Origin of the sequence: Collinsella sp. An268, assembly GCF_002159765.1 — a bacterium.
Lineage (GTDB): Bacteria > Actinomycetota > Coriobacteriia > Coriobacteriales > Coriobacteriaceae > Coprousia.
This window is the reverse complement of the sequence record NZ_NFJH01000001.1, coordinates 161,564-186,009: the sequence shown is the minus strand read 5'-3', so window position 1 is coordinate 186,009 and position 24,446 is coordinate 161,564. Positions and strand designations below refer to the sequence as shown.

General features: G+C 67.4%; 19 protein-coding genes. 1 reads left to right on the top strand and 18 read right to left on the bottom strand.

All coding sequences use genetic code 11. From position 1 onward, the window contains the following. Positions 1–90: 90 nt before the first annotated feature. The 15 genes from B5F70_RS00835 to B5F70_RS00765 form a co-directional block, all read right to left on the bottom strand. Entirely contained in the window at positions 91–1,476 is a 1,386-nt protein-coding gene (locus B5F70_RS00835) for a replication-associated recombination protein A (RefSeq protein ID WP_087203865.1), read from the bottom strand. Between the two features lie 8 nt (positions 1,477–1,484). Further along, on the bottom strand, positions 1,485–2,735 hold the full coding sequence (locus B5F70_RS00830) for an HD domain-containing protein (protein WP_087203669.1): 1,251 nt from the start codon (positions 2,733–2,735) through the stop codon (positions 1,485–1,487). 59 nt (positions 2,736–2,794) lie between these two features. Then, a complete protein-coding gene (locus B5F70_RS00825; RefSeq protein WP_087203668.1) occupies positions 2,795–3,226 on the bottom strand; it encodes a prepilin peptidase in 432 nt (143 codons plus the stop codon). A gap of 130 nt (positions 3,227–3,356) precedes the next feature. Beyond that, the gene (gene rpoD, locus B5F70_RS00820) at positions 3,357–4,691 is read right to left on the bottom strand and encodes an RNA polymerase sigma factor RpoD (protein WP_087203667.1); all 1,335 of its coding nucleotides are present in this window, start codon (positions 4,689–4,691) and stop codon (positions 3,357–3,359) included. A 78-nt stretch (positions 4,692–4,769) separates the two neighbouring features. Continuing rightward, on the bottom strand, positions 4,770–6,782 hold the full coding sequence (dnaG, locus tag B5F70_RS00815) for a DNA primase (RefSeq protein ID WP_087203666.1): 2,013 nt from the start codon (positions 6,780–6,782) through the stop codon (positions 4,770–4,772). Beyond that, entirely contained in the window at positions 6,779–7,783 is a 1,005-nt protein-coding gene (locus B5F70_RS00810; RefSeq protein WP_087203665.1) for a riboflavin kinase, read from the bottom strand. Before B5F70_RS00810 ends, dnaG begins: the two co-directional genes overlap by 4 nt. Next, complete coding sequence (gene truB / locus B5F70_RS00805) at positions 7,783–8,724, bottom strand: tRNA pseudouridine(55) synthase TruB (RefSeq protein WP_087203664.1); 942 nt, start codon at positions 8,722–8,724, stop codon at positions 7,783–7,785. Before truB ends, B5F70_RS00810 begins: the two co-directional genes overlap by 1 nt. 9 nt (positions 8,725–8,733) lie before the next feature. Then, positions 8,734–9,768 carry a DHH family phosphoesterase gene (locus tag B5F70_RS00800; protein ID WP_087203663.1) on the bottom strand — a complete coding sequence of 345 codons (1,035 nt, stop codon included), beginning with the start codon at positions 9,766–9,768 and terminating at the stop codon, positions 8,734–8,736. Beyond that, positions 9,761–10,249: a 30S ribosome-binding factor RbfA gene (gene rbfA, locus B5F70_RS00795; protein WP_087203662.1), complete on the bottom strand. Its 489-nt coding sequence runs from the start codon at positions 10,247–10,249 to the stop codon at positions 9,761–9,763. The genes B5F70_RS00800 and rbfA overlap by 8 nt, the downstream gene beginning before the upstream one ends. Positions 10,250–10,264: 15 nt before the next feature. Next, positions 10,265–12,949: a translation initiation factor IF-2 gene (gene infB, locus B5F70_RS00790; protein WP_087203661.1), complete on the bottom strand. Its 2,685-nt coding sequence runs from the start codon at positions 12,947–12,949 to the stop codon at positions 10,265–10,267. 94 nt (positions 12,950–13,043) lie between these two features. Beyond that, on the bottom strand, positions 13,044–14,300 hold the full coding sequence (nusA, locus tag B5F70_RS00785) for a transcription termination factor NusA (protein WP_087203660.1): 1,257 nt from the start codon (positions 14,298–14,300) through the stop codon (positions 13,044–13,046). Between the two features lies 1 nt (position 14,301). Continuing rightward, positions 14,302–14,805 (bottom strand): ribosome maturation factor RimP, encoded by a 504-nt coding sequence (rimP, locus tag B5F70_RS00780; RefSeq protein ID WP_087203659.1) that lies wholly within the window; start codon positions 14,803–14,805, stop codon positions 14,302–14,304. 177 nt (positions 14,806–14,982) lie between these two features. Beyond that, complete coding sequence (gene leuS / locus B5F70_RS00775) at positions 14,983–17,565, bottom strand: leucine--tRNA ligase (protein ID WP_087203658.1); 2,583 nt, start codon at positions 17,563–17,565, stop codon at positions 14,983–14,985. Between the two features lie 255 nt (positions 17,566–17,820). Then, the gene (locus B5F70_RS00770) at positions 17,821–18,786 is read right to left on the bottom strand and encodes a hypothetical protein (RefSeq protein WP_087203657.1); all 966 of its coding nucleotides are present in this window, start codon (positions 18,784–18,786) and stop codon (positions 17,821–17,823) included. A gap of 270 nt (positions 18,787–19,056) precedes the next feature. After that, positions 19,057–20,571, bottom strand: a complete 1,515-nt coding sequence (locus tag B5F70_RS00765) for an IMP dehydrogenase (protein WP_087203656.1) — start codon at positions 20,569–20,571, stop codon at positions 19,057–19,059. A 250-nt stretch (positions 20,572–20,821) separates the two neighbouring features. Between B5F70_RS00765 and B5F70_RS00760 the strand changes: the two genes are divergently transcribed. Continuing rightward, the gene (locus tag B5F70_RS00760) at positions 20,822–21,157 is read left to right on the top strand and encodes a LysR family transcriptional regulator (RefSeq protein WP_087203655.1); all 336 of its coding nucleotides are present in this window, start codon (positions 20,822–20,824) and stop codon (positions 21,155–21,157) included. Between the two features lie 22 nt (positions 21,158–21,179). Here the strand turns inward: B5F70_RS00760 and B5F70_RS00755 are convergent, their stop codons facing one another. The 3 genes from B5F70_RS00755 to B5F70_RS00745 all read right to left on the bottom strand — a co-directional run bounded on the left by B5F70_RS00755 (position 21,180) and on the right by B5F70_RS00745 (position 24,298). Further along, positions 21,180–21,827: a methyltransferase domain-containing protein gene (locus B5F70_RS00755; RefSeq protein ID WP_087203654.1), complete on the bottom strand. Its 648-nt coding sequence runs from the start codon at positions 21,825–21,827 to the stop codon at positions 21,180–21,182. Between the two features lie 643 nt (positions 21,828–22,470). Beyond that, positions 22,471–23,043, bottom strand: coding sequence for a manganese efflux pump MntP family protein (locus tag B5F70_RS00750; protein WP_087203653.1), 573 nt, complete (start codon positions 23,041–23,043; stop codon positions 22,471–22,473). A gap of 103 nt (positions 23,044–23,146) precedes the next feature. Next, the gene (locus B5F70_RS00745) at positions 23,147–24,298 is read right to left on the bottom strand and encodes a PLP-dependent transferase (RefSeq protein WP_087203652.1); all 1,152 of its coding nucleotides are present in this window, start codon (positions 24,296–24,298) and stop codon (positions 23,147–23,149) included. Positions 24,299–24,446: the final 148 nt, after the last annotated feature.

The following is a 24,446-nucleotide window of genomic DNA, read 5'->3' as shown; positions in this document are numbered from 1 at the left end:
TCCTACATACAGACGTTTATAGTACCCGTTTCGCGCCGGCTCTGTCGCGGGGGACGGCGTGCAACCGATGAGCGCGTCCACCGCGCGCGGCTAGGCCTGGGCCCCCTCCCCGTCATGGGCCTCGGGGGCCCTGCCGCTGCGGTCGCGCGCGCTCTGCTCGAACCGGAACTGCTCCCACCCGCGCCCCGCCGGCTTCCAGAAGGCGCCGCGGGCAAGACCGTCGGGCAGATACTGCTGGTCGACCCAGCCCTCTGGGTAATCGTGCGGGTACCGGTAGGGGCCGTACGCGTCCGAACCCGGCCGGTGCCGGTCGCGCAGATGGCTCGGCACCTCGCGCTGCCCGCTCGAATGCACGTCGGCGAGCGCCGCGTCTATGGCCGCCTCGCACGCGTTGGACTTCGGCGCGAGCGCGTTGTAGATCGCCGCCTGCGCCAAGTTGATGCGGCACTCGGGGTAGCCTATGACCTCCGCCGCCTTGAAGGCGGCCTCGGCCACGAGGAACGCCTGGGGATCGGCGTTGCCGATGTCCTCCGAGGCCTGGATCATGATGCGCCGCGCGATGAATTTGGGGTCCTCCCCCGCATCGATCATGCGGGCGAGCCAGTACACGGTCGCGTCCGGATCGCTGCCGCGCATGGATTTGATGAAGGCCGAGATGATGTCGTAGTGCATATCGCCCGACTTGTCGTAGGAGAGCCCGCGGCGCGGGTTCGCCATGCGCACGTCCTCGAGCGTGATGGTGATGGCGCCCGCGCCTTCCCCGTCGGAATCACAGGCGACACCCGCCCCGTCCGAGCGAATGAGCGCCATCTCGCTCGCGAGCTCAAGGGTGGTGAGCGCCGCGCGCGCGTCGCCCGCCGCGAGCGTGCATATGGCGCCGACCACCTCATCGGCGGCACGGTAGCCGCCGGCGAGCCCTTGCGGGGCGGTGAGCGCGCGCCGCACGAGCTCCGCCACCTCATCGTTCGTGAGGTGCTCGAGTTCCACCACCCGCGCGCGCGAGAGCAGGGCGGAATTGACCTCAAAGTACGGATTCTCCGTCGTGGCCCCGATCATGATCACCGTGCGGTTCTCGACCGCATGCAGGAGCGCGTCCTGCTGCGAGCGGCTGAAGCGGTGTATCTCGTCGATGAACAGTATCGTTCGGCGGTCGTAGGCCATGAGGCGCCGCTTCGCCTCGTCGATCTCGCGCCGAAGGTCCTTGACCGTACCCGTAACCGCCGAGACCTCGACGAACTCGCTGCGCGTATGCTGCGCGATGATGTGGGCGAGCGTGGTCTTGCCCGTCCCCGCCGGGCCGTAGAGGATGACGCTCGAGAGCACGTCGTGCTCGATGGCCGACCTGAGCCAGCTCCCCGGACCCACCGCCTTTTTCTGACCGACGTACTCGTCGAGCGTCGCCGGCCGCATACGCACGGCGAGCGGCGCGTTGTTACGGGCGCGTTCGCTCTCCTGAGCGCTGAACAAAGTCTCCATCGACATCCCTACTCGTTTATGTACGTGCGCCGCGGGAACCGGATCTCGGGGAAGTAGCGTCCCGCGAGCTCGGTGAAGTAGCCGTCGGTCATGCTCGCGATGTAATCGACCACGGTCTGCTCGGGATCCGCCTCCCACGCGTAGCGGCGCCCGTAGTGCGAGAGCGCCCGCTCGATCCGCGCGATATGATGACGGAAGATGTAGCTCGACTCGTCGCGGCGGGCGAGGTCGTCGAGGCAGCGGCCGTACACCAGGCGGAAGGCTCGCGCGAGCTCCTCGGCGCGCTCCCCCTCGATACCGCTCGAGCGGTAGATCTTGGCGTAGTTCTCCGCCTTGGCGCGCCGAATCTCCAAAAAGAGGTCCTCGCTCATGGCGATACGGTCCGAACCGTAGCTGTGCTCGATGATGTCGGCGGCGGCGTGTGACAGGATCCACGAGTTGTAGGCGCCGCCGAGACCGTCCTCGAAGGCGTCCTCCCCCAGAAGGCCCGCCTCGATGGCATCCTGTCGGTCGCGTCCGACGTAGGCGATGATATCGGAGATGCGGACGACGCACCCCTCGAGCGTCATGGGACGCAGGTGCCCGATGGCGAGCCCGCCCTGCGTGTAGCAGCGCTCCACGACGTCATCGAACGCTTCGAACCCGGATAAGCCGGAAAGCTCGAACACCTGCTGCTCGTACTCGCCGTTGTGGGTGAGCGCCCCGTCGAGCACCTGCAAGGAGATGTTCCGACCGTAGAGCACGTCGAGCACGCGCACGGAATGCACGTTGTGAAAGAACCAGCGTCCCGTGCGCTCGTGGAACACCTCGTTGAGACAGCGCTCCCCCGCATGGCCGAAGGGCGTGTGGCCGAGGTCGTGGCCGAGGCCGATGGCCTCGATGAGGTCGGTGTTGAGGCCGAGGGCGTACCCGATGTCGCGCGCGATGCGCGCCACGAGCTGCACGTGCAGGCCGCGGCGCGACAGGTCGTCGTTGCTGCGGAAGCTGAAGACCTGCGTCTTTCCGGCATAGCGGTTGTACGCGGGCGTGTGGATAATCTTCTCCACATCGCGCACGAACGCCGGGCGCCATATGTTGGGCGCGTCCCCGGGCCGCTCCTCACGGCGGAGCGCCCGTACGTCATCGGTGCGATACGGGTTTAGCCACCCGCGCGCCCGATCATCGGTCATGCGCTCGACAAGGGCGTCGGAGAGCACGTCTTGGATGCGGTCCATCCGCGCGCGCACGGCGCGCCGCCGCTCGGTATCCTGCGAAGGCATACGCTACCTCCCCACTCGTGACTTCACCTATCATCGCACATCGACCGGACGCAAAACAGCTACGCACCCGAAAGCAATCCCGTAAACAAGATAAAGAACGGTACCAGAAACGGAATGAGCGGGAGGGAGCGGGAGCGAACCGCAACGCATGAGAGGGCGAGGGCGATGAGCGCGAGCGCATAGGCAGCCAATGCGGCCTCGGGGTACACGAGCATAAGCGCGAAGAGCGCGCGGATATCCCCCATCCCCTGCCCCGGCGCCCCCTTGACGCGGCGCCAGGCAAGCTCGAAGGCGACGAGCGCGCCGCATACCGCGCAGGCGGACGCGGCGCGCGGCAGAAGCGTCCCCACCCCGCCTTCGGCAAGGCCGCACGCGGCGCCCAGCACCACGAGCGCCAAAGCCAGGCCATGCGGCAGGCGCCGCTCGCGCGCATCGATGACCGCGGCGGCGGCGAGCAGTGCATAGAACCCGTAGGCGCAAATCGCCAGCATGCGAAATCCCTCCCTGCGATGCCCGCGGCCGCGTACGCAAACGCCGCCAGCCGCCCACAGGGGCAACCGGCGGCGTATGAATCCGCACTATGGGCGGCGCGCCGCGCCGGGCGCGCCGAGGAGCCGCGCGCTAGTTCTCGACGTAATCGCGCAGACGCGTGGAGCGCGACGGGTGACGGAGCTTAGCCAGCGTCTTGGACTCGATCTGGCGGATGCGCTCGCGCGTCACGCCGAACTCGCGTCCGACCTCCTCGAGCGTGCGCGGGTGGCCGTCCACCAACCCGAAGCGCAGCTCGATAACCTTGCGCTCGCGGTCGGCGAGCGTGTCGAGCACCTGGCCGAGCTGCTCCTGCAGCATGGAGAATGTCGCCGCATCGGGGGGGACGACCGCCTGCGAGTCCTCGATGAAGTCACCGAGCTGGGAGTCCTCCTCCTCGCCGATGGGCGTCTCGAGCGAGACGGGCTCCTGGCTGATCTTCTGGATCTCGCGCACGCGGTCGGCAGACATATCCATCTCGGCGCCGATCTCCTCCGGGGTCGGGTCGCGCCCGAGATCCTGAAGGAGCTGGCGCTGCACGCGGATGAGCTTGTTGATGGTCTCAACCATGTGCACGGGGATGCGGATGGTGCGCGCCTGGTCGGCGATGGCGCGCGTGATGGCCTGGCGGATCCACCACGTGGCGTACGTGGAGAACTTGAAGCCCTTCTCGTAGTCGAACTTCTCGACGGCGCGGATGAGACCGAGGTTGCCCTCCTGGATGAGGTCGAGGAACAGCATGCCGCGTCCGACGTAGCGCTTCGCGATGGACACGACGAGGCGCAGGTTCGCCGAGATGAGGGCCTGCTTGGCGTCAAGACCCACCTGCTCGATGCGCATGAGGCGGCGCTTCTCCGCACGGGTGAGCTCCATCTCGCCGCGCTCGGCAGCCTCGAGCTTCTCAGTGGCCTCGAGACCGGCCTCGATCTTCATGGCGAGATCGACCTCGTCGGAAGCGGTGAGCAGGTCGACCTTGCCGATCTCCTTCAGGTACATGCGCACCGGGTCGCCCGTGAGCATGACCGTGGAGGCATCGATGCCACGCACGCGCGAGCGGGACCGCGTCGTGCGCACGCGCGACTTGCGCTTGGGCTTGGCGGTGGAGGCCATCTCGGCGTCGGCGTTCTTGGCGGCACGGATGTCGTCGTCGACGAACTCGTCATCATCGAGGTCGCCGCCGAGCACGGCGTCGTCGTCATCGGCGCCGATGCCGGCATCCGCCTCGTCGTCACCCTGCGACACGATGTCGATGCCGCGATCGCGCAGAGAGCGGTATATGCCCGTAAGGTCAGCATCGGAGACGTCGACGTCCTTCAGGACGATCTGGATCTCGTCCTCAGTGACCGAGCCCGTCGCGGAAGCGCGCTCCAGAAGCTGGTCGACGAAAGCGTCGATGCCGTTATTCGCAGTATCCGTAGCTTTAGGCACAGAGTCTCCCTTCTTGGTTCATAGGGTTCAAAACTTTATCACAAGTGTCTATACCCCATGCAAACGATATTGAAAACACTACGAAGCGTCCCCCGTCTGCGAGGCCACATCTCCGCCACCTGGCAGCGCCGTCTCGGCAAACGGGTCGGCCACGCCCTCCAGCTCCCGCTCGAGCGCCCTTTTGCGCGCGGCGCCCTGCGAGGCCTCGATGGTGAGCTCGCGGCGCTCCTCCGGAGAGAGCCCGGAGCCCTGCCGGAGCCTGCCTTGGGCCGTCTTGAGCCGGCGCCTGACCGTGAAGAGCTCGAGCGTGTCGAGGAGGAATTTGATGTTCACCTCGGTGGGGTGCGCGCTCGTGGCGCCGATGCGGCCGGAGGAGACGAGCTCGGCGGCCTCGGGGCACACCGCACGGGCGGCGTCCATGGCGTCGACCGGACGTGTGCCCTCCGGCGTGGCGAGCACGGCCCAGGCGATCGCCTCGTGCCGCGGGTCGACCCAGTCGATGTCCACGATGCGCTCGGCGTAGGGACGGAACGTATCGGGGTGCGCCGTGAGGAGCGTGAGCAGCTCGCGCTCGCTCACCAGGGCGCGGCGCTCGAGCTCGGTGAGGATGACGGGCTGCTGGACGGGCGCGGTCTCCGCCGGCTCGGGAGCCTGGGGCACTTGGCCGTAGGCATCGAGCGGCACCTCGTCATACGGCGCGGCCTCCCCCGCCGGCAGGGGCGCGCCGGTCTCCCCGGCGGGGTGCGCCTGGCGCGCCTGAGCGCGCTCGCGGTCGGCCGCGCGTCGCTCGCGGTCGGCCTCCTCGCGCTCGACCGCGCGGAATATCTGCGGCGCGGCGGCCCGCACGTTCTCCACATCGAGACCGACCCGGTCGGCCACCTGCTGGTAGTACGCATCGATCATATAGCTCGCGCGCAAGGGGTAGATGAGGCGGAGCGCATCCTCGAGCGCGCGCGTGCGCCCGCCGGGCGTCGACACGTCGCTGCGCTCGCCGAGTTTACGGAACACGAAATCCATCAGGGGCTCGGCGTCCTCGATAAGAGCGCGCAGGGCCCCGCCGCCCTCCGCCGTGATGAACTCCATAGGGTCCATACCCGCCGGCAGGACCACGCAGCGCAGGTCTATCGCGTCGTTCTCGATGAACTGAATGGCGCGCTCGGCCGCCTTCTGCCCGGCGGCATCGCCGTCGAACAGGTAGACGATGCGCTTCACGAAACGCGTGAGCGTCTTGACGTGGTGCTCGGTGAGCGCCGTCCCCAGCGTGGCCACCACGTTTTTGATGTCCGCCTCCCAGCAGGCGATGGCGTCGGTGTAGCCCTCGACGACGATGGCCTCGGCGCGGGCGACGATGTCGTCCTTCGCCCAGTTGAAGCCGTAGAGGTTCCTCTTCTTGTGGAAGAGCGCGGTCTCGGACGTGTTGAGGTACTTGGGCTGACCGTCTCCCATGATGCGGCCGCCGAAGGCGATGCAGCGGCCGAGCTCGTCGAAGATGGGAAACATGACCCGGTCGTAAAAGCGGTCGGCGACCGCTCCGCGATCGCGGCGGATGGCGACGTTGGCGTCAACCATCTCCTGCGGCGTGAAGCCGAGCGACGTCAGGTGCCGCACGAGCGAACCGCGGCCCGGCGCGAATCCAAGACGGTACCGCTTGCAGACGGCCCCGCCCATATGGCGCGAGGCGAAGTACGTCCGCGGCCGGTCGTCGCGGCCGCGCATGAGCATCGTGTGGAAGAACTGGGAGGACGCTTCGCAGACCTCGATGAGGCGCGAGCGCTTGGACCCGCGCTGCCGCCCCTCGAAATCGTCGTGGATCTCGATGCCGGCGCGGTCCGCCAGATAGCGGATCGACTCGGGAAAGGACAGGTTCTCGCGCTTCATGACGTAGGAGAAGCAGTCGCCGCCCTCACCGCATCCGAAGCAGTGCCAGACCTGCGTGGCGGGGATGATGTGAAACGAAGGCGTCTTCTCGCCGTGGAACGGGCAGCAGCCCCAGAACTCCTTGTTGCGCGGCTGGAGGGGCACCGTCTCCTGCACGAGCGCCACCAAGTCGGTGGCGGCGCGCACGCGCTCGCGATCTTCGTCGGAAATCATAGGCCAAGCTCCACCCCGCTCTCGCCAAACTGCTGCCGCACGTCATCGATGTTACCCAGAACCGCCGCGATGAGATCGTCGCGCGAGGCGAACTCCTGCGAGGCGCGCAGGCGACGGTCGAAGGCGAGCGCGCACGCCTCGCCGTAGATCTGGCCCGTGAAGCCGATGAGGTTCGCCTCGAGCATCGCGGAACCCGCGCAGCCGGCGAACATGGGCGGTATGCCGACGTTGATGGCAGCGGGCCAGACGGTGCGCCCGACGAGGCCCAACCCGGCGTAGACGCCGTCCTGGGGCAATTGGATCCCGGAGGGCACCTTGATGTTTGCCGTGGGGAACCCCATATCGGTCCCCTCATGGCGCCCCGCCTCAACCGTCCCGCGCACGGCGAAGCGGCGTCCGAGCTCGCGCGCGGCGCCTGCGACATCCCCCTGGGCGAGGGAGCGGCGGATGCGCGTTGCGGAGACGACCGAGCCCTCGTCGCACACGAGGTCATGCCCGTACATCGCGATCCCGCGCGGTCGGAGCCAGGCGCGCATGGTATCTACCGTGGATGCCCCGCCGGCGCCGAGCCGGAAATCGCTTCCCACATGCACCGACACCAAAGGTACGTGCGGTAGCAGGACCCGCTCGAAGAACGCCGCATGGTCGAGCCGGGCGAGCTCGGGGGTAAAGGGGATGACGACGATGCCATCGACGCCCGAGGCCGCGAGGAGCCGCCAGCGGTCCTCCATGGCGAGAAGGTGCGGCACGGGCTCGGGGGCGACCACGCGGTCGGGATCCGGGTCGAACGTGACCGCATAGGCCGCAACGCCACGCTCGCGCGCATCGGCGACGGTACGGGCGATGAGGTCGGCATGGCCCCGATGCATGCCGTCGAAGGCGCCGATGGCGATGGCCGCAGGCGGAAGGACGGCAGAGCGCGCGGAATCGTCCAGGCGATAGAGCGGCGCGCCGCCGCTCTCCAGCATGAAGTCCCTAACGAGTTCCGAGCGATCGGGCATCAAGGGCGAACACCTCCGATTGGTTGCGGAAAGACAAGGTCGGGCGCGAGGGTCTGCGCGTCCACATGCGCGAGGGCGGCGACAGCGCCGTCGGCGACAAGCGCGATGCGCTGCTCGGGGCCGGGAGCGGGTCGCGCGCGCCCGACGGCGTCCCACGGCAGGCGGCGGCCGTTCTGGACATCCGCCGCGAGCGCCGCCGGGAGCGGCAGCGCCAACGCACCGAGCGCCGCCACGGGGTCGAGCGCACTCCGAAGGGCGCCCGCCGGCTCCACCGCATCGAGCGCGAGGCACTGGCCGAGGCCGATAGACCCCGAAGCCGTGCGCCTGAGCGCCGTCAGATGCGCCGCCGAACCCACACGGCGCCCGAGGTCGCGCGCGAGAGCCCGGATGTAGGTGCCCTTGCTCACGGTGAAGGCAACGGTCCAGACCGGGCCGCGCGGGCCGGCGCCGACCCCAAGAAGCAGGGCGTCGATGACCTCGATGCGCCGGGGAGGAAGCGCGACCTCCTCCCCCGCCCGGGCACGGCGATAGGAGCGGACCCCCTCGACGGAGATGGCCGAGAATGCCGGTGGGACCTGGTCCTGGACCCCGTGCATCCCGGCGAGCACCTCGCGGGCGAAGGCCGCGTCGCCGACCTCGGCGGGCACGGCGGCCTCGCGCGTGACGGTTCCCTCAAGGTCGTCGGTGTTGGTCTCGGCGCCAAAGGAGATCTCCGCCACGTAGGCCTTCGTGTCGAGCGTCAGAAGCCCCAGAAGGCGCGTAGCCTGGCCTATGCCCACCACCATGACGCCAGTCGCCATGGGGTCGAGCGTTCCGGCGTGGCCCACGCGGCGCTCGCCCAGGGCACGCCGAACGCGGGCTACGACGTCATGCGAGGTCATACCCTGGGGCTTATCGATACCGAGCAGGCAGTTGATCCTGCTCACCTGTCGCTTTGCCATGGCGCCGCCCTACGCCGCAGGCTCGTCTGAGCGTTCGACGAGCTCCGTGAGCTTGGGGAGCGCCACCGCGAGGGCGTCCTCTATGGTGCCCTCGTACGTGAAGCCGGCCGCAGCGGCGTGCCCGCCGCCGCCGAAGAGGGCGGCGACGCCGGAGACGTCGAGCGCACCCTTGGAGCGCAGGTTGCCGCGGACGAGCCCGCACGCGCACTCCTTGAGAAACAGGCAGACCTCGACCCCCTGCACGGAGCGCACGACGTCGACGAGGCCGTCGCACTCGTCCTGACTCACGCGGCGCTTCTCCAGATCCTCGGCCCTAGCGAAGCTGTAGGCGACGCGGCCGTCCGCCACGGTGCGGATGCGGCCCATGACGAGCGACTCGAGCATGAGGTACTCGATGCGCTGGCTCTGATAGACCTCGAGCGAGATGCGCGCGGGATCGGCGCCGCAGGAGACGAGGTGCGCCGCCACCGCGAAGGCCTCGGGGTCGGCGTTCTGATACTGGAAACGACCGGTATCCGTCACGATGCCGCAGAGGAGCGCCGTGGCAACCGTGGGCGCGATGGGATCCCCGCGATACGCGAGGAACGCGTGGATGAGCACGGCCGTGGCGGCGCACTGGACGCGCCTCACGACGACCTCGGCAAACTCCTCGCGGCACGGATGGTGATCGAACACGGCCACATGGGCGGCGCGCTCGGCGACCGCCCGCGCATCGGCCAGGCGCTCGAGCACCGGGCAATCGACCGCTATAAAGAGGTCGGGGGCATCCGCATAGGCGAGCGCCGGGACAAGATCGGCCGAACCGACGAGAAACCGGTAGATGCGGGGCACCGGCGCATCGTCTGCCAGAAGGAAGGTGACGTCCTTCTCCGGGTAGCGGGCGCGCAGGGCCGCCCCGAGGCCGAGTACCGACCCCAGAGCGTCTCCGTCAGGCGAGGTGTGACCGCAGATGGCGATGGTTCGGGCGCCCTCAACGAGGGTCGTCAAGCGCGCGAATGCATCCGCGAACTCGACGCAGGCGCCCCGCGGAGGCTCCTTATGCATCGGGCGCCTCCTCGGCGGCAAAAGCGGCGCCAAACGGCGCGTCGCCCGGATCGTCCCCCTCATCGGCCGCGTCGTCGGCCACGGGCGCGTCGTCGCCATCCGCCGCGAGGGGGTAGCCCTCCTCGTCCTTCGGCACGGAAAGCGTCTCGGGCACGTTCTCGAGCGCCCGGGCGATACGCTCCGCCTCGTCGGTGGAGCGGTCGATGCGAAACTCGAGCTCGGGCGTCACGCGCCAGTCAAGAGCGCGGGCCAGAAGGCTGCGAATGCGGCCGCGCGCAGCGTCGAGGGCCTCCAGGACCTCCTCGTAGCGGTCCCCGTCACAGGAGACGAAGATGCGTGCGAAGGAGCGGTCCTGGGCGACTTCGACGCCGGTGAGCGTCACGAGGTCGAGACGCGGGTCCGCGATCTCGAACAGGAGGATGTAGCCGAGCTTCTCGCGCAGCTGAGCCGAGAGCCGGCGGGTCAAGCTGTTCTGCTTCACCTGAACCGGCCTCCCCTACTCGGTGCGGGCGACCTCGACGACCTTGTAGGCCTCGAGGATGTCGCCCACATGGATATCCTGGAACCGCTCGATGCCGAGACCGCACTCGTAGCCGGACTTGACGGACTTGACGTCGTCCTTGAAGCGGCGCATGGACGCGAACTTGCCGTCGAAGACGACGACGCCGTCGCGCACGACGCGCACCTGGTCGTCGCGGCTGATCTCGCCCTCGGTGACCATGCAGCCCGCGATGAGGCCGGCCTTGGGGACGCGGAACGTCTCGCGGACCTCCGCGGAACCGGTCTGGACCTCCTCCTCCGTGGGCTTGAGCATACCGATGCGCGCGGCATCGATGTCCTCGATGGCCTTGTAGATGATGGAGTACGTCTTGATCTGGACGTTCTCGCGCTCGGCGAGGTCGCGGGCCTTGGCCTGCGGACGCACGCCAAAGCCGACGATGATGGCGTTCGAGGCGGCCGCCAGGATGACGTCGGTCTCGGAAATGGCTCCGACCGCCGAATGGATGATGTTGATGCGGACCTCGGACTGATCCATCTTGCCGAGGGCGTCGGCGAGCGCCTCGATGGAGCCTTGGACGTCGGCCTTGACGACGAGGTTGAGCTCCTTGAGCTCGTTCTCGTTCATCTCGTCGAAGAGTGTCTCGAGCGTGACGTGCTTGACCTTGCTCTGCTCCTCGATACGGGCCTTCAGGGCGCGCTCGTCGGCAAGCTTCTTGGCGTCGCGCTCGTCCTCGAAGACGCGGAACTCGTCGCCCGCCACGGGCACGGAGTCAAGGCCGAGGATCTCCACGGCGTCGGAGGGACGCGCCTCGCCCTTGTTCTGGCCGCGCTGGTCGAGCATGGCGCGGACGCGGCCGAAGCACATGCCCGCGACGATGGCGTCGCCCACGTGGAGCGTACCGCGGTTGACGATGACGGTCGCCACCGGGCCGCGGCCGCGGTCGAGCTTGCCCTCGAGGATGTAGCCGGAGGCGAACGTGTCGGGGTTGGCCTTGAGCTCGAGGACGTCGGCCTGAAGAAGAATGGTCTCGAGCAGGTCGTCGATACCCTCGCGCGTCTTGGCGGAGACGTTCACGAACATGTTCTGACCGCCCCATTCCTCGGGGATGACGCCGAACTCGACGAGCTCCTGGCGCACGCGGTCGGGGTTCGCATCGGGCTTGTCGCACTTGTTGACGGCGACGACGATGGGCACGCCGGCCGCCTTGGAGTGGTTGATAGCCTCGATCGTCTGGGGCATGACGCCGTCGTCGGCGGCGACAACGAGCACGACGACGTCGGTCACCTTCGCGCCGCGGGCGCGCATCGCCGTGAACGCCTCGTGGCCCGGGGTGTCGACGAACGTGATCTGACGGCCGCCGATCATGATCTCGGAGGCGCCGATGTGCTGAGTGATGCCGCCCGCCTCGTGCGCGGCGACGCCGGTGTGGCGGATGGCGTCGAGCAGGCTCGTCTTGCCGTGGTCGACGTGGCCCATAACGGTAACCACGGGCGGGCGCGGCTTGAGGTCCGCCGGATCGTCATAGAACGTGAAGGAGTTCTCCTCCTCGGGGCTGATGATCTTGATCTGGCGCCCGAGGTCGTCGGCGACGAGCTCGACGAGGTCGTTCGACATGGACTGCGTCATGGTGAGCGGCGTGCCCAGCAGGAACAGGCGCTTGATGATGTCGTTAGCGGGGACGTCGAGCGCCTCGGCGAGCTCGGCGACGGTCACGCCCTCGGAGACGCGGACGGCGTCGAGCTCCTCGACCGAGATGCCCTGGGCCTTCGCCTGCTCGATCTTCTGCTCCTCGGCGGCGCGGGCGGCCTCGCGCTCGCGCTTCTCCTTGCGCTTCTTGCGGCGGCCGGTGGACTCGCGGCTCGCCTCCTCGACGGCGGCGCGGGCCTCCTCGAGCACGCGCTCGCGGCTGTACTCCTCCGCCTCGCGCGCCATGCGGGCGTAACGGTCCTCCTCGGCGACGTGCCCACCGCGGCGACGCTTGCCCTTGCCCGCCTTATCGGGCGAGGGAACGTCCATGCCGGCGGGAACGCTCGGGGCGCTGGCATTGCGGCGATGCGGAGCGGCAGCGGCCTCCGTGCGCGCGGCGGCCTCGTTCTTGCGGCCGGCGCGACGCTCGCCGCCGCGCCGCGTGCGCTCGGCTGCCTTCTGCTCCTTCTTCTGGGCCTCCTCGGCCTTACGCTCCTTCAGGACCTCCTCCTGCGCGGCGATCTGGTCGAGAAGGGAGCGGAAGCGCTGGCCCGAGTCGCTCGCGGGCACCGCGCGGCGCTTCGCCTCGAGCTCGGCCTCGCGCGCCTCGCGCTCGGCGCGCTCGCGCGCCTCCTTCTCGGCAGCGGCGGCTGCGGCCCGCGCCGCCTCCTCGGCCGCTGCGGCTGCGAGGGAGAGACGGCGCTCCTCCTCGCGGCGCGCCTCGGCGGCCAGCCGCTCGCGCTCCTCGGCCTCGCGGCGCTCGCGCTCCTCGGCCTCGGCGGCCTCCTCCTCGGCCTTGCGCGCGGCCTCGATCTCGGCGGCGCGGGCCTCGAGCACGGGTGCGAGCTTCTTGCGCACCATGGAGACGTATGCGTCCTCCAGCGCCGAAGACGGGGTCTTGGCGGGGATCTTCATATCCTCCAGATGGCCCAGAAGCTCCTTGGAGGTCATTCCAAATTCCTTGGCAAGGCTCGATACGCGGATCTTTGCCATACCTGTCACCTACCTCTCGGGCGCACGGGCGCCCCAGCGAAAGCTCAATCGAACGTGTGGGTCGCGGACGGTCCTGCCGGTGCCGCGCCCGCCGCTAGATGAGGTCCTCCGCAGCGTCGATGGCATCCTGCTCGTGCACGCCGCAGAAGCGCGATCCCGGGCGGGCCTGGTTGCGGCAGCGCACGCCGTCCTCGCTCACGTACTGACAGCGAGCAGGCTCGCCGTCATCGATCAGGTCGTCCTCGGGCTCCGGACGGGCCGGCATGTTGCGCAGGATGTCGGCGGCGAGCGTCTCGCTCTTGATATCGATGTGCCAGCCGGTGAGGCGGGCGGCGAGGCGGGCGTTCTGGCCCTCCTTGCCGATGGCGAGCGAGAGCTGGTCGTCCGGCACGATCACGCCGGCGTAGTTCTTCTCCTCATCGATGAGCACGCGGGTCACCTTTGCCGGCGAGAGGGCGTTGCCCACATAGCGCGCCGGGTCGGCGTCCCACAGGATCACGTCCACGCGCTCGCCGCGGAGCTCCGAGACGACCGCGCGCACGCGGCTGCCCTTGGGGCCGACGCAGGCGCCCACCGGGTCGAGGCGGGCGTCCAGCGAGCGCACGGCGACCTTCGAGCGCTGACCGGGCTCGCGGGCCACGCTCATGACCTCGACGGTTCCCTCGTAGACCTCCGGCACCTCGTTCTCAAAGAGGCGACGGATGAGCATGGGGTGCGTGCGCGAGATGACGATGGGCGGCCTCGAGTGTTCGCCGCGGACCGGCTGCACGGTGTTGTTGGGGTCGCGCACGTCGATGATTACGGCCTTGATGCGCTGGTTGTGCATGTAGCGCTCGCCGGCCGGGCGCTCGTTGCGCTCGGTGGGGTTCCCGTCCTCGTCGTGATAGCGGCGCTGATCGAAGTGCGGGAGCTCCGCCTCGACGCCCTCGCGGATCTTCACGATGGTGAAGTCGGGGGTCGATTGCAGCACGGTGCCGGTGATGATATCGCCGATGCGGTCGGAAAACTCCTCGAAGATCTGCTCGCGGGCGGAGTTGCGCACGATGGCGTTGATCTCGTCCTTCGCATGCTTCGCGGCGATGCGGCTCGTGTCCTTGGGCGTCACGTCGCGCTTCTCGAACTCGCCGTACTCATCGGTCTCCTCGTTGTAGGAGCTCTCCACGGGCACCAGCTCGTAGACGTAGACCTTGCCCGTGGCGCGGTCGATCGTGACCTCGGCGCCAAACGGGAGGTGCAGGATGTCGGTGTAGCTCTTGGCGAGCGACTCCTCCAAGCGGTCGATCAGGTAGAGCTGGTCGATGTGCTTCTCCTGGCAGAGCTCCATGAGCGCTTCCATCATCTGGGATGCCATGTTAGTTCTTCCCTTCCTTCTTGGCGCCGCCCTTGAAGTCGAAGACCGGCTTGAGCGTGCACTTCTTTACCTCTGCAAAGGGGATGGTTACGGTCTCGTCGCCCTCGAGCGCGAGCGTGACGGCCTCCTCGGTCGCCCCCGCGATCCGGCCCTTGAACTTGCGGCGGCCCTCGGTCGCCGTCGTCACCAGGTCGACGTCCTCTCCCGTGAAGCGTGCGAAATCGCGCGGGCGGCGCAGCGGGCGGGCCATGCCCGGACTCGAGACCTCGAGCGTGTAGCTGCCGGCAACCGGGTCGATCGCCTCGACCGCATCGCTCACCCACTTGGTCTGGGCGGCGATGTCATCGAGACCGAGCGCCTCCCCGTCGGCACCCTCCAGGCGCACCCGCACGCAGGGCGCCTTGGTCGCACCGGCCATCTCGACATCGACGATGTCGACGCCGTGCTCGGCGGCAAGCGTCTCGAGCGCGTCGATGATGCGCTGCTCCATCGGGCTCTTGACCATCTACTCCCCTCCTCAAACAAGAAGGGAACAGGGCCGAAACCCCGCTCCCTTCTCAACTGCACTTCAATTACCAGCTACAGAGCTTAACACAAGCCCGTCGAGGTGTAAAACCGCACGATTCTCCACCAATCCATCACACGCCGGGCACGAGGGGCCCGGCGTGTGCGGACGACGGGCCTACTTGGCGACGATGTTGACGAGCTTGCCGGGGACGACGATGGTCTTCACGACCGTCTTGCCCTCGATCCACTTGCCGGCGGCGGCGATGGCCGCGCGCTCCAGGTCGTCCTTCGTGGCATTGACCGAGACCTCGATGCGGCCGCGGACCTTGCCGAGAACCTGCACGGCGATCTCGACCGTGTCGCTCGCCGCCTCCGCGAGATCGAACGCGGGCCACGGGGCGGTGTACACGCTGCCCTCGTTGTGGAGCGCCGCGTGCCAGAGCTCGTCCGCCCAGAACGGGCAGATGGGCGCGAGCGCGCTCACGATGTCGGTCGCGACGAGGCGGCAGAGCGCCGGGTCACGGGACTCGGGGGCGGCATCGGTGGCGTTGAGGTAGGCGGACGCGGCGTTGACGAGCTCCATGATGGCAGAGATCGCCGTGTTGAACTGCTGGCGGTCGAAGTCCTCGGTGCACTTGGCGAGGGTGCGATGGCGCTCGCGATACAGCGTCTTGCCGGCGGCATCGAGCGCGCCCTTGTTGAGGGTCGCGCCCGCATCGCCCGCCAGCGCGAGCTGCCACACGATGCGCCAGGCGCGGCGGATGAAGCGGTTGGCGCCAGCGACGGCGTCCTCGTCCCAGTCGAAGTCCTTCTCGGGCGGGGCGATGAAGAGGATGGCGAGGCGCATGGTGTCGGCGCCGTAGGGCTCGATGACCGAGCTCGGCGGCACCACGTTGCCCTTGGATTTGGACATGGTCTCGCCGTTGGCATCCTTCACCATGCCCTGGCAGAGCAGGTTGGTGAAGGGCTCGTCCACGTCGAGCAGCCCCAGGTCGCGCAGCGCCTTGGTGAAGAAGCGGCTGTACAGCAGGTGGAGGATGGCGTGCTCGATGCCGCCGATATAGTTGTCAACGGGCATCCAGCGGTCGGCCGTCTCGCGGGAGAACGGCAGCTCCTCGTTATGCGGGTCGCAGTAGCGCAGGTAGTACCAGCTCGAGCACGTGAACGTATCCATGGTGTCCGTCTCGCGGCGGGCGGGACGCCCGCACACAGGGCACGTCGTCTCATAGAACTCGCGGCACTCGGCGAGCGTCTCGCCGGCGCCGAGGTCGAGGTTGGCGGGAAGCGTCACCGGCAGCTGGTCGGCGGGCACGGGAACGATGCCGCAGTGCTCGCAGTGCACGGCGGGGATGGGGTTGCCCCAGTAGCGCTGGCGCGAGATGAGCCAGTCGCGCAGACGGAACTGGACGCTGCGCTTGCCGGCGCCGGCGGCCTCGAGGTCAGCGACGATGGCCGCCTCGCCCTCGGAGTGCTTGCCGCCGCGCATGCCGGTGTACTTGCCGGACTGCACGAGCGTGCCCTCGGCGGCATGCGCCTCGCTCCAGTCGACCGACTCGGCATGATAGGTGTCGATGGACTCCCCCGCCTCCTCGAGCGCGGCGCGCTCGTCGTCCATGAGGATGATCGGGACGATGGGAAGGTTGTACTTGCGGGCGAACTCGAAGTCGCGCTGGTCGCCGCACGGCACGGCCATGACCGCGCCCGTGCCGTAATCGGACACGACGTAATCGGCGACCCACACGGGCACCTTCTCGCCGTTGACGGGATTCACCACGTAGCGCCCCGTGAAGGCACCGTGCTTCTCCAGCGTGCCCTGCGCGCGCTCGACGGCGGAGACCTTCTCCGCCCCCGCCACGACGGCGCGAACGTCAGCCTCCCACTCCGTGCCCGCAACAAGGTCCATAAGACCGTCGTACTCGGGCGCGAGCAAAAAGAACGTGCAGCCGAAGAGCGTATCGGCGCGCGTGGTGAACACGGTGATCTTCGTGTCGGTGGGCTGCCCCTCCGCATCGCAGAGCGTGAAGTCGATCTCGGCGCCCTCGGAGCGGCCGATCCAGTTGGCCTGCATCTGCTTGACGCGCTCGGGCCAGCCGGGCAGCTTCTCGAGGTCGTCGAGCAGCTCCTGCGCGTAGTCGGTGATCTTGAAGTACCACTGCTCCAGGTCGCGCTTCTCGGGCTCCGAGCCGCACCTCCAGCACTTACCCTCCGTAACCTGCTCGTTGGCGAGCACGGTCTTGCACGTGGGGCACCAGTTGACGGGGCTCTTCTTGCGGTAGACGAGCCCGCGCTCCCACAGCTTCTCGAAGATCCACTGGCCCCACTTGTAGTAATCGGGGTCGCAGGTCCTGACGAGCCGGTCCATATCGTAGGAGAAGCCCATGCGGCGCATCGTGGCGAGCGCCTGGTCCATGTTCTTGTAGGTCCACTCGGCTGCCTGGGTGTTGTGCTTGATGGCGGCGTTCTCCGCCGGCAGGCCGAAGGCGTCGAAGCCGATGGGGTGCAGGACGTCGAAGCCGCGCATACGGGCCTGACGCGCCATGGCGTCGCCGATGGTGTAGTTGCGGGCGTGGCCCATATGAAGGTCGCCCGAAGGGTACGGGAACATCTCGAGCACGTACTTCTTGGGCTTAGCGGGATCGGTGTCGACGGCAAAAAGGTTCTCTTCGTCCCAGATGCGCATCCATTTTGCCTCGATGGCCTGCGCGTCGTACGCCGGAATCTCCGTCGTCTCTAGCTGTTGGTCGGCACAATCGCACATGTGCGTTCTCCTTGGTCGGATGCGGGGCTCACGCAGGCACCGTGAGCGCAGGCGCGCATCGCGCACCCCTTCTCAAGCCGGCAGCGGGCCCCGCCTAAGCGGTAACGGGCTCAATTCTAGCAAAAAGCATCCGTCCGTCGCGCCAGAGCGCCCCGGCTCTACGCAACGGAAACGGAGCGATGCCGACCGGTGCGCGCCCGCTCCGCCAGTCCGTCTGCGCGCACCCATACGACGGGTCCGCCGGCGCGCCCTCGGCTATATACGATAGGACATCGACGCGCCGCCGCGGTAGCCGCTCTCGGGCGACAAGCTCACCTTGACGGTACGCGAACCGGTGAGCTGCGCCGTGTCGGCGGTGTAGCTCATCTGACAGGCCCCGCTCGCCGGGTCGAACGTGAAGCCGGCAAGGCCCACGGGCACCTCGGTGCCCTGGTCGTCGACCTCCACGAGCGAGAACTGCTCGGGTGCGAGCCCGGGCAGGGGCGAGCCGTCCGGCATGGAGAATTGGAGCCCTGCGGATACCGTGGGGAACCCGGCTCGTGAGAACGAGGTGAACCGCATGTCGATATACGGCAGAAGCGGGTCGACCGCGCCCTCCTGCTCCAGGCGCTCGGCAGCCTGCGCCTCGACGTCGGCATCGACCTGGGCCATGAGACCATGTGCCGCGAGGGCGAAACCGCCCGCGACCACCAATGACGCGGCGACGCAGCCGATGAGCACCGACACGCCCACATGGCGGTGCGTCCAGTCCGCCGCGCGACGGAACGCAGCCGCCGCAGAAGCCGCAGCGCCGGTCTCGCCGGCTCCGCCCTCCGGGACATCGCCTTCCGCAACCTCCGTTAACGGCGCATCTTCTGAAAACATGTCATCAGCCCGGGATGCGGCGGGCGCGCCCTCTTCGGCATCCTCCGCATCGCTCGGCGCGCCCTGCGCCCCCTCGCCCGCATCGGCGCCGCCATCAGAATACGAGGCACCACCGGCGCCGCCGTCGGCGCTCTCCTCGTCGGGGTGCAGCTCTTCTACCCGCTCGGATGCAAAGTGGTTGCCTGCGCTGGCCCCTTCCTCAACCGAGGCCGGCGCAGCACCATCCGCCTCGAAGTCATCTTGAAGCGAGGGTTCTACCGGCGGCTCAGAAAACGCGGCGACCGCATCCCCCTCGACGCCGCCCTCAACGGAATCCATCACGTCGGCGGCCTCATCTCGTACGTCAGCGCGCTCCACGACTACCACCCTCTCTGCGTCGCACGGCAACGTGTAGACTTGCGCCTAAGTATAGGGGGAAGAAGCTGCACCGTCCCACGTAATCTTCTGATACAGCCATTTCTTGTAACGACCGACCCGATGCGTGCCATGTTCGACCACGGACACCGTAGTCGCCGCTCGCTCTCGCAATAAAGGACCGCCCCTCCGCATGGGGAGAGGCGGTCCTGTGAAGCAGGTGCATAAGATGCGGGACGAAGGCGGCTGGGGCAGCGCGCCGTCGGGACACCCCTACTGGTAGCTCACCGTCTGATGGTTGTGGTCCTTCACGACGACGTCGTGCGCACCGCCCTCGACGATGGAGGTGGAGCTGACAAGCGTCAGGCGCGCCTTCTGCTGCAGCTCCTTGATGCTCTTGGCGCCGCAGTTGCACATCGTCGACTTGATTTTGTACAGCGTCGCCTGCACGCCCTCCTTGAGCGATCCGGCGTAGGGCACGTAGGAGTCGACGCCCTCCTCGAAGGCGAGCTTGCTCGCACCGCCGAGGTCGTAGCGCTGCCAGTTGCGGGCGCGCGCGGACCCCTCGCCCCAGTACTCCTTCATGTACTGGCCGTTTACGTTCACACGCGCCGTCGGGCTCTCGTCGAAGCGCGCGAAGTAGCGTCCGAGCATCATGAAGTCGGCGCCCATGGCGAGAGCGAGCGTCATGTGGTAGTCGTACACGATGCCGCCGTCGGAGCAGACGGGCACGTAGACGCCGGTCTCCTCGAAGTACTCGTCGCGCGCGCGGCACACATCGATGAGCGCGGTCGCCTGGCCGCGGCCGATGCCCTTCGTCTCGCGCGTGATGCAGATGGAGCCGCCGCCGATACCGACCTTCACGAAGTCGGCGCCGCAGTCGGCAAGGTAACGGAAGCCGTCGGCGTCGACGACGTTGCCAGCGCCCACCTTGACGTCGTTGCCGTAATGCTCGCGGATCCAATCGATCGTGAGCTTCTGCCACTCGCTGAAGCCCTCGGAGGAGTCGATGCAGAGCACGTCAGCGCCCGCCTCGATGAGCTTCGGCACGCGCTCGGCGTAGTCGCGCGTGTTGATGCCCGCGCCCACCATGTAGCGCTTGTTGGCATCGAGCATCTCGTTGGGGTTGGATTTATGCGAATCGTAGTCCTTGCGGAAGACGATGCCCACGAGGCAGTCGTTCTCGTCCACCACGGGCAGCGCGTTGAGCTTGTTGTCCCAGATGACGTCGTTGGCGCGCTTGAGCGTGATGTCCTTGTCGCCCACGATGAGCTTCTCGCGCGGCGTCATGAACGTCGCGACCTTCATCTGCGGGTCGTCGCGGCTGGGACGGTAATCGCGGCTCGTCACGATGCCGAGCAGCTTGCCGTGCGCGGTGCCGTCCTCGGTGACTGGCATGGTGGAGTGGCCGGTCCTATCCTTGAGCGCCATGACCTCCGCCATGGTCATATCCGGCGTGAGCGTCGAATCGGATACGACGAAGCCGGCCTTGTAGTCCTTCACGGCCTTGACCATGGCAGCCTCCTGGTCGGGGGTCTGCGAGCCGTAGATGAAGGCCATGCCGCCCTCGGTTGCAAGGGCGATGCCCATGCGCTCGCCCGAGACGGACTGCATGATCGATGAGACCATGGGGATGTTGAGCGAGATGGCCGGCTCCTCACCGCGCTTGAAGCGAGTGAGCGGGGTCTTAAGCGTCACGTTAGCGGGGATGTTCTCGTGAGACGAGTACCCGGGCACCAGCAGATACTCGGAAAACGTATGCGACTCACCGGGGAAAAACATTGCCATGGGTAACTCCTCCTCTTGTTGGGCGCGATAACCCTCCGGGCTCAGCGGCACCGCAGCGCTTCGCACGTCCTCGCCTGTAGAACCGCCTGGCACGCGATTCTCTCGGGCATTGTAATGCACCGGAAACAATCGGAATCCCATAATCGCAACTTAGTCTAAAGAACACGGGACTTCCGCGAACGGCGGCAATCTTTCCGCAGACGGCTCAGGCCGCGCACTCGTGGTATCGTGTATCCGGAGGAGGTCGCCTATGTCCATCGTCGCCACCGCGCGCATCACTCTGAAAGACGCAGATCGGGACCTTCCCGGGGCCTTTGGCCTGGGATGCGTGCAGCTGCTCGAGGGAGTCGCCATGGAGCGCTCGCTCAACCGTGCCGCCAAGCGCTTGGGCATGGCCTACTCCAAGGCGTGGCGCATCATCCGCGAGGCGGAGGATCAGCTCGACTGCCAGCTGCTGGTCCGTGACGGCGCCCGCGGATCGAGTCTCACCCCCGCCGGCGAACGCGCCGTCACCGCCTACCGCACGCTGCAGACCGAGGTGAACGAGCTTCTGGCGCGCCGCACCGGCGAACTCCTCGATTTGTAGGCAAAATGGAGACGCGAACGCTCTACGATGCCCGCAACGTTGCCGTCGAGCCCCACGCACCCAGCTGCTCAACACGCGCGAAACCCGCCTCAAGCAGCGCTTCCGTCTCGTGGGCCACCGTCAAAGGCGTATCGAAGTGGTAGAGCGCACCGTCGGCAATCCCCTGCTCGCGGCGCAGCAACGCACATTCCCGCTGGAGACGCGCCTCTTCCTCATCCGACGCGACGAAGTAATCCGTCAGCACGAAGTACCCTCGCGGCACCAGCGCATCGCGCACGCGACGGTACAGGGGGACCTTCTCTTCCCGCGTGAAATGGTGCAAGGACTCGACGGACACCGCGGCGTCGAAGCAATGCGCTTCGAAAGGCACCTCGAAGTAGGACCCGCAGATGAGATCAAGGTCCCGATTGGGGAACTTCCGTCGCAGCTCGGCGAGCATGCCCGGGGCAAGATCGATTCCCGTAACGCAGGCATGGGGGTTCAGCCTGAAGAACTCTGCCAGCTCGAGGCCTGTTCCGCACCCGAGGTCGAGCACGCGGGCACCTGCGGACTCAGGCAGGAGCCCCGCGGTGAACGGGTAGAACTCCCGCGCCGATTCGATTTCAGTCAGTTGATGCTCATCATAGATGTCCAAGCGGGCATCGAAGAACTCGTCCATCTTTTCCAACATGAGCACTCCCCCTCTCCGCACCCTGCGCCCGATCATGCGGGCCGAGCGACGAACGCTCATCACTACATGAGTAATAACCGTAAGGCTCACGAGAGCTTCACACGGTCATCACAACTTAGCGTAATACTATTATAAATATAATCTGGTTTCCGGGTCTCCAAGCGATGCTCCCGGTTTCCTCGCGCCGGCGCAGGACCGCCTGAGAGTCCAACTATGATCCACCCTTGCATCCCGTGCGCCGATTTACCCCTTTCTCGTCCGCAACTAGCCGTCCCCTGTATCCAGACCTCACATGGTCAGGCTACCGTGAGGTTATGGTCGGCGTCAATTCGAAACACGGTAAGAACGGTTTCAGACGCTCTGATTATTAGTGCTATATTTCTAATGTTCCAATTCAGAGAAATAGCAAGCCACCCGCTACCATGGGCGCATGAAGATCCTATGCGATATATCCGCGCTTCGCTTCCACCGCATCCCTCCGTACGTGCACGAGCTGATAGACGAGCCGCTCGACCTCGCTTTGGGTCCCGGTCAATGGTCCCTCAAGCCCGCCACCGCGCTTCTGGGAGCGCCTTCCACCGCCCTGCACCTGCTCTACACCGACCCAAGGGCGCGGACAGCATCGACGCGGCGGGGCGCGAGGCTACGACAGGAACGCCTTGAGGCCGATGATGATGAGGACGACTCCGCCCACGACCTCGGCGCGCGGACCGAAGTGCGCGCCGAGCCGGCGGCCGACGAGGAGCATCGCGACGCAGCACAGGAAGGTCATGATGCCGATGGCGCCGCCGTAAAGCACGATGTTAGCCCCGCTGGCAGACAGGGAGACGCCGACGATGAACGCATCGATGGAGGTTGCGATCGCCTCGAAGAAGATCGTGGTATAGGTGAGGCGCACGGTGGGGCACTCCTCGGGTTCGCGCAACTCGCGAACGGCCTCGACGATCATCTTTCCGCCCACGAAACCGAGGATCGCGAGCGACACGATGCCCGCATACGCCTCGATAAGGGGTGCGACGAGCGTGCCGCCGAAGAACCCGGCGATGGGCATCGCCATCTGAAAGACGGCGAACATGGCAGGCATGGCGAGCTTCTTGCCGCACGGCATATCAGGCTCGCAAAGCGAGTTGGACAGCGTGACGGCCATGGCATCCATGGCGAGCGCGACACCCAAAACGAGCGCTTCGATAAGATTGGGCAGATCGAAAGAACCCATAGCACCCTCCCGATGCACGGATTGGTTCACCTATAGTGTTGTCACTTGCAAGCACCAGCGGACATTGGGCTGCGCTCGAAAGGAGCCGACAGTCCGGAAGCCCCTATAACGGCTCGGGAGGATTGCAGAAGAGCCGCAGCGCTTGGTCGAGGCTGTCCGCCACATACAGCGGGTCGTCCGTGCCGGCGAAGATACGAAGGTAGCTCACATCGCGTCGAGAGACGACGCTTATCCGCGTCGTCGCGCCGCCAGCCGGGGCATCCCGGTGCGCGACGGCGCAGGTGGCGAGAAACGCCTCGTGCCTCTCATGAGCAGGCACCCGAGCGTCGCCGGTCAGGCAGAAGTCAACCGCTGGCCCGAACCCGTGCTCGAGCACCGTTGCGGCAACGCCTCCGTCCGGATGCGTCAGGAGGCCCGGATACCCGACGCGCCCCACCTGGGGATGGCAGCGCAGATATTCCGCAAGGGCGCGCGCATGGTCGAAATGGCGCTGCATGCGGACGTCGAGCGTGGCGAGCCCGTCCGCGAGCGCCGAGACGTCCTCCGCGTCGAGGGCGCCGGCGCAGCTCGAAGACGACGGCCCTCCAAGCCCGAAGGCGAGGAGCCGGTACGCATCCTCGGCCTCGGGGCGCACGACGCGGCGGCGACCGCGGCCCGCCACGGATCGCGCGACGGAAACGGCCACCGCCTTGCGGGAGAGACGCCCTGCCGCCACGCGGTCGAGCGCCTCGAGCGCGACGGCTGCCCCGAGCATAAGCGGACGGCACCCAAAAGCAGAGGCGACGGTGTTGTCGACGATGAGCAGGGCTCCGGCAGCCTGCGCGGCGCGCGAGAGCTCGCGCAGGTCGGGAACGCGCAGACCGAGCCCGCCGATAGAGGAAACGAACCAGAACGTCCGGTGGGAGGTGCGGCCGGCAGGGTAGGCGTACGACGCCGGCGACCCGGTAACCGCGAGGCGGGAGTCCCCCCACCCTATCTCGGGAGCCCCTGTGTCGGCGCCGGCGGGCGCCCATCCCGATGCCGCGAGGAATGCGTCCGGTCGCGGATCGGAGAGCAACGTCACGTCCTTACCGGGCAGACCGTCCCGAACGGCGTCCTCAAAATCATCGGCGAAGGCGACGAGGCGGTCGTCGGGCCCGATGAGGCCGATCTTGGCGATCACGTCCACCGTGTTGCGGGCAGGGACGAACCAGGTGGCGCGCGCCCCCTGACGCTCTGCGAAATCCTGCGCAAGCTCGGCCTGCGTCACAACCATGGTGTCCCCTCTCCGTGCATACCCGTACCAGTATACGGGAAAACCGCCCGGCCACCGAGGCGGTCGGGCGGATTCACGCGTTTTATTAAGCTCTTCGGAAGATGGCATCTCTATGCGGCGCGCACCCAAGAGCTCGTTTCGGCGCGAG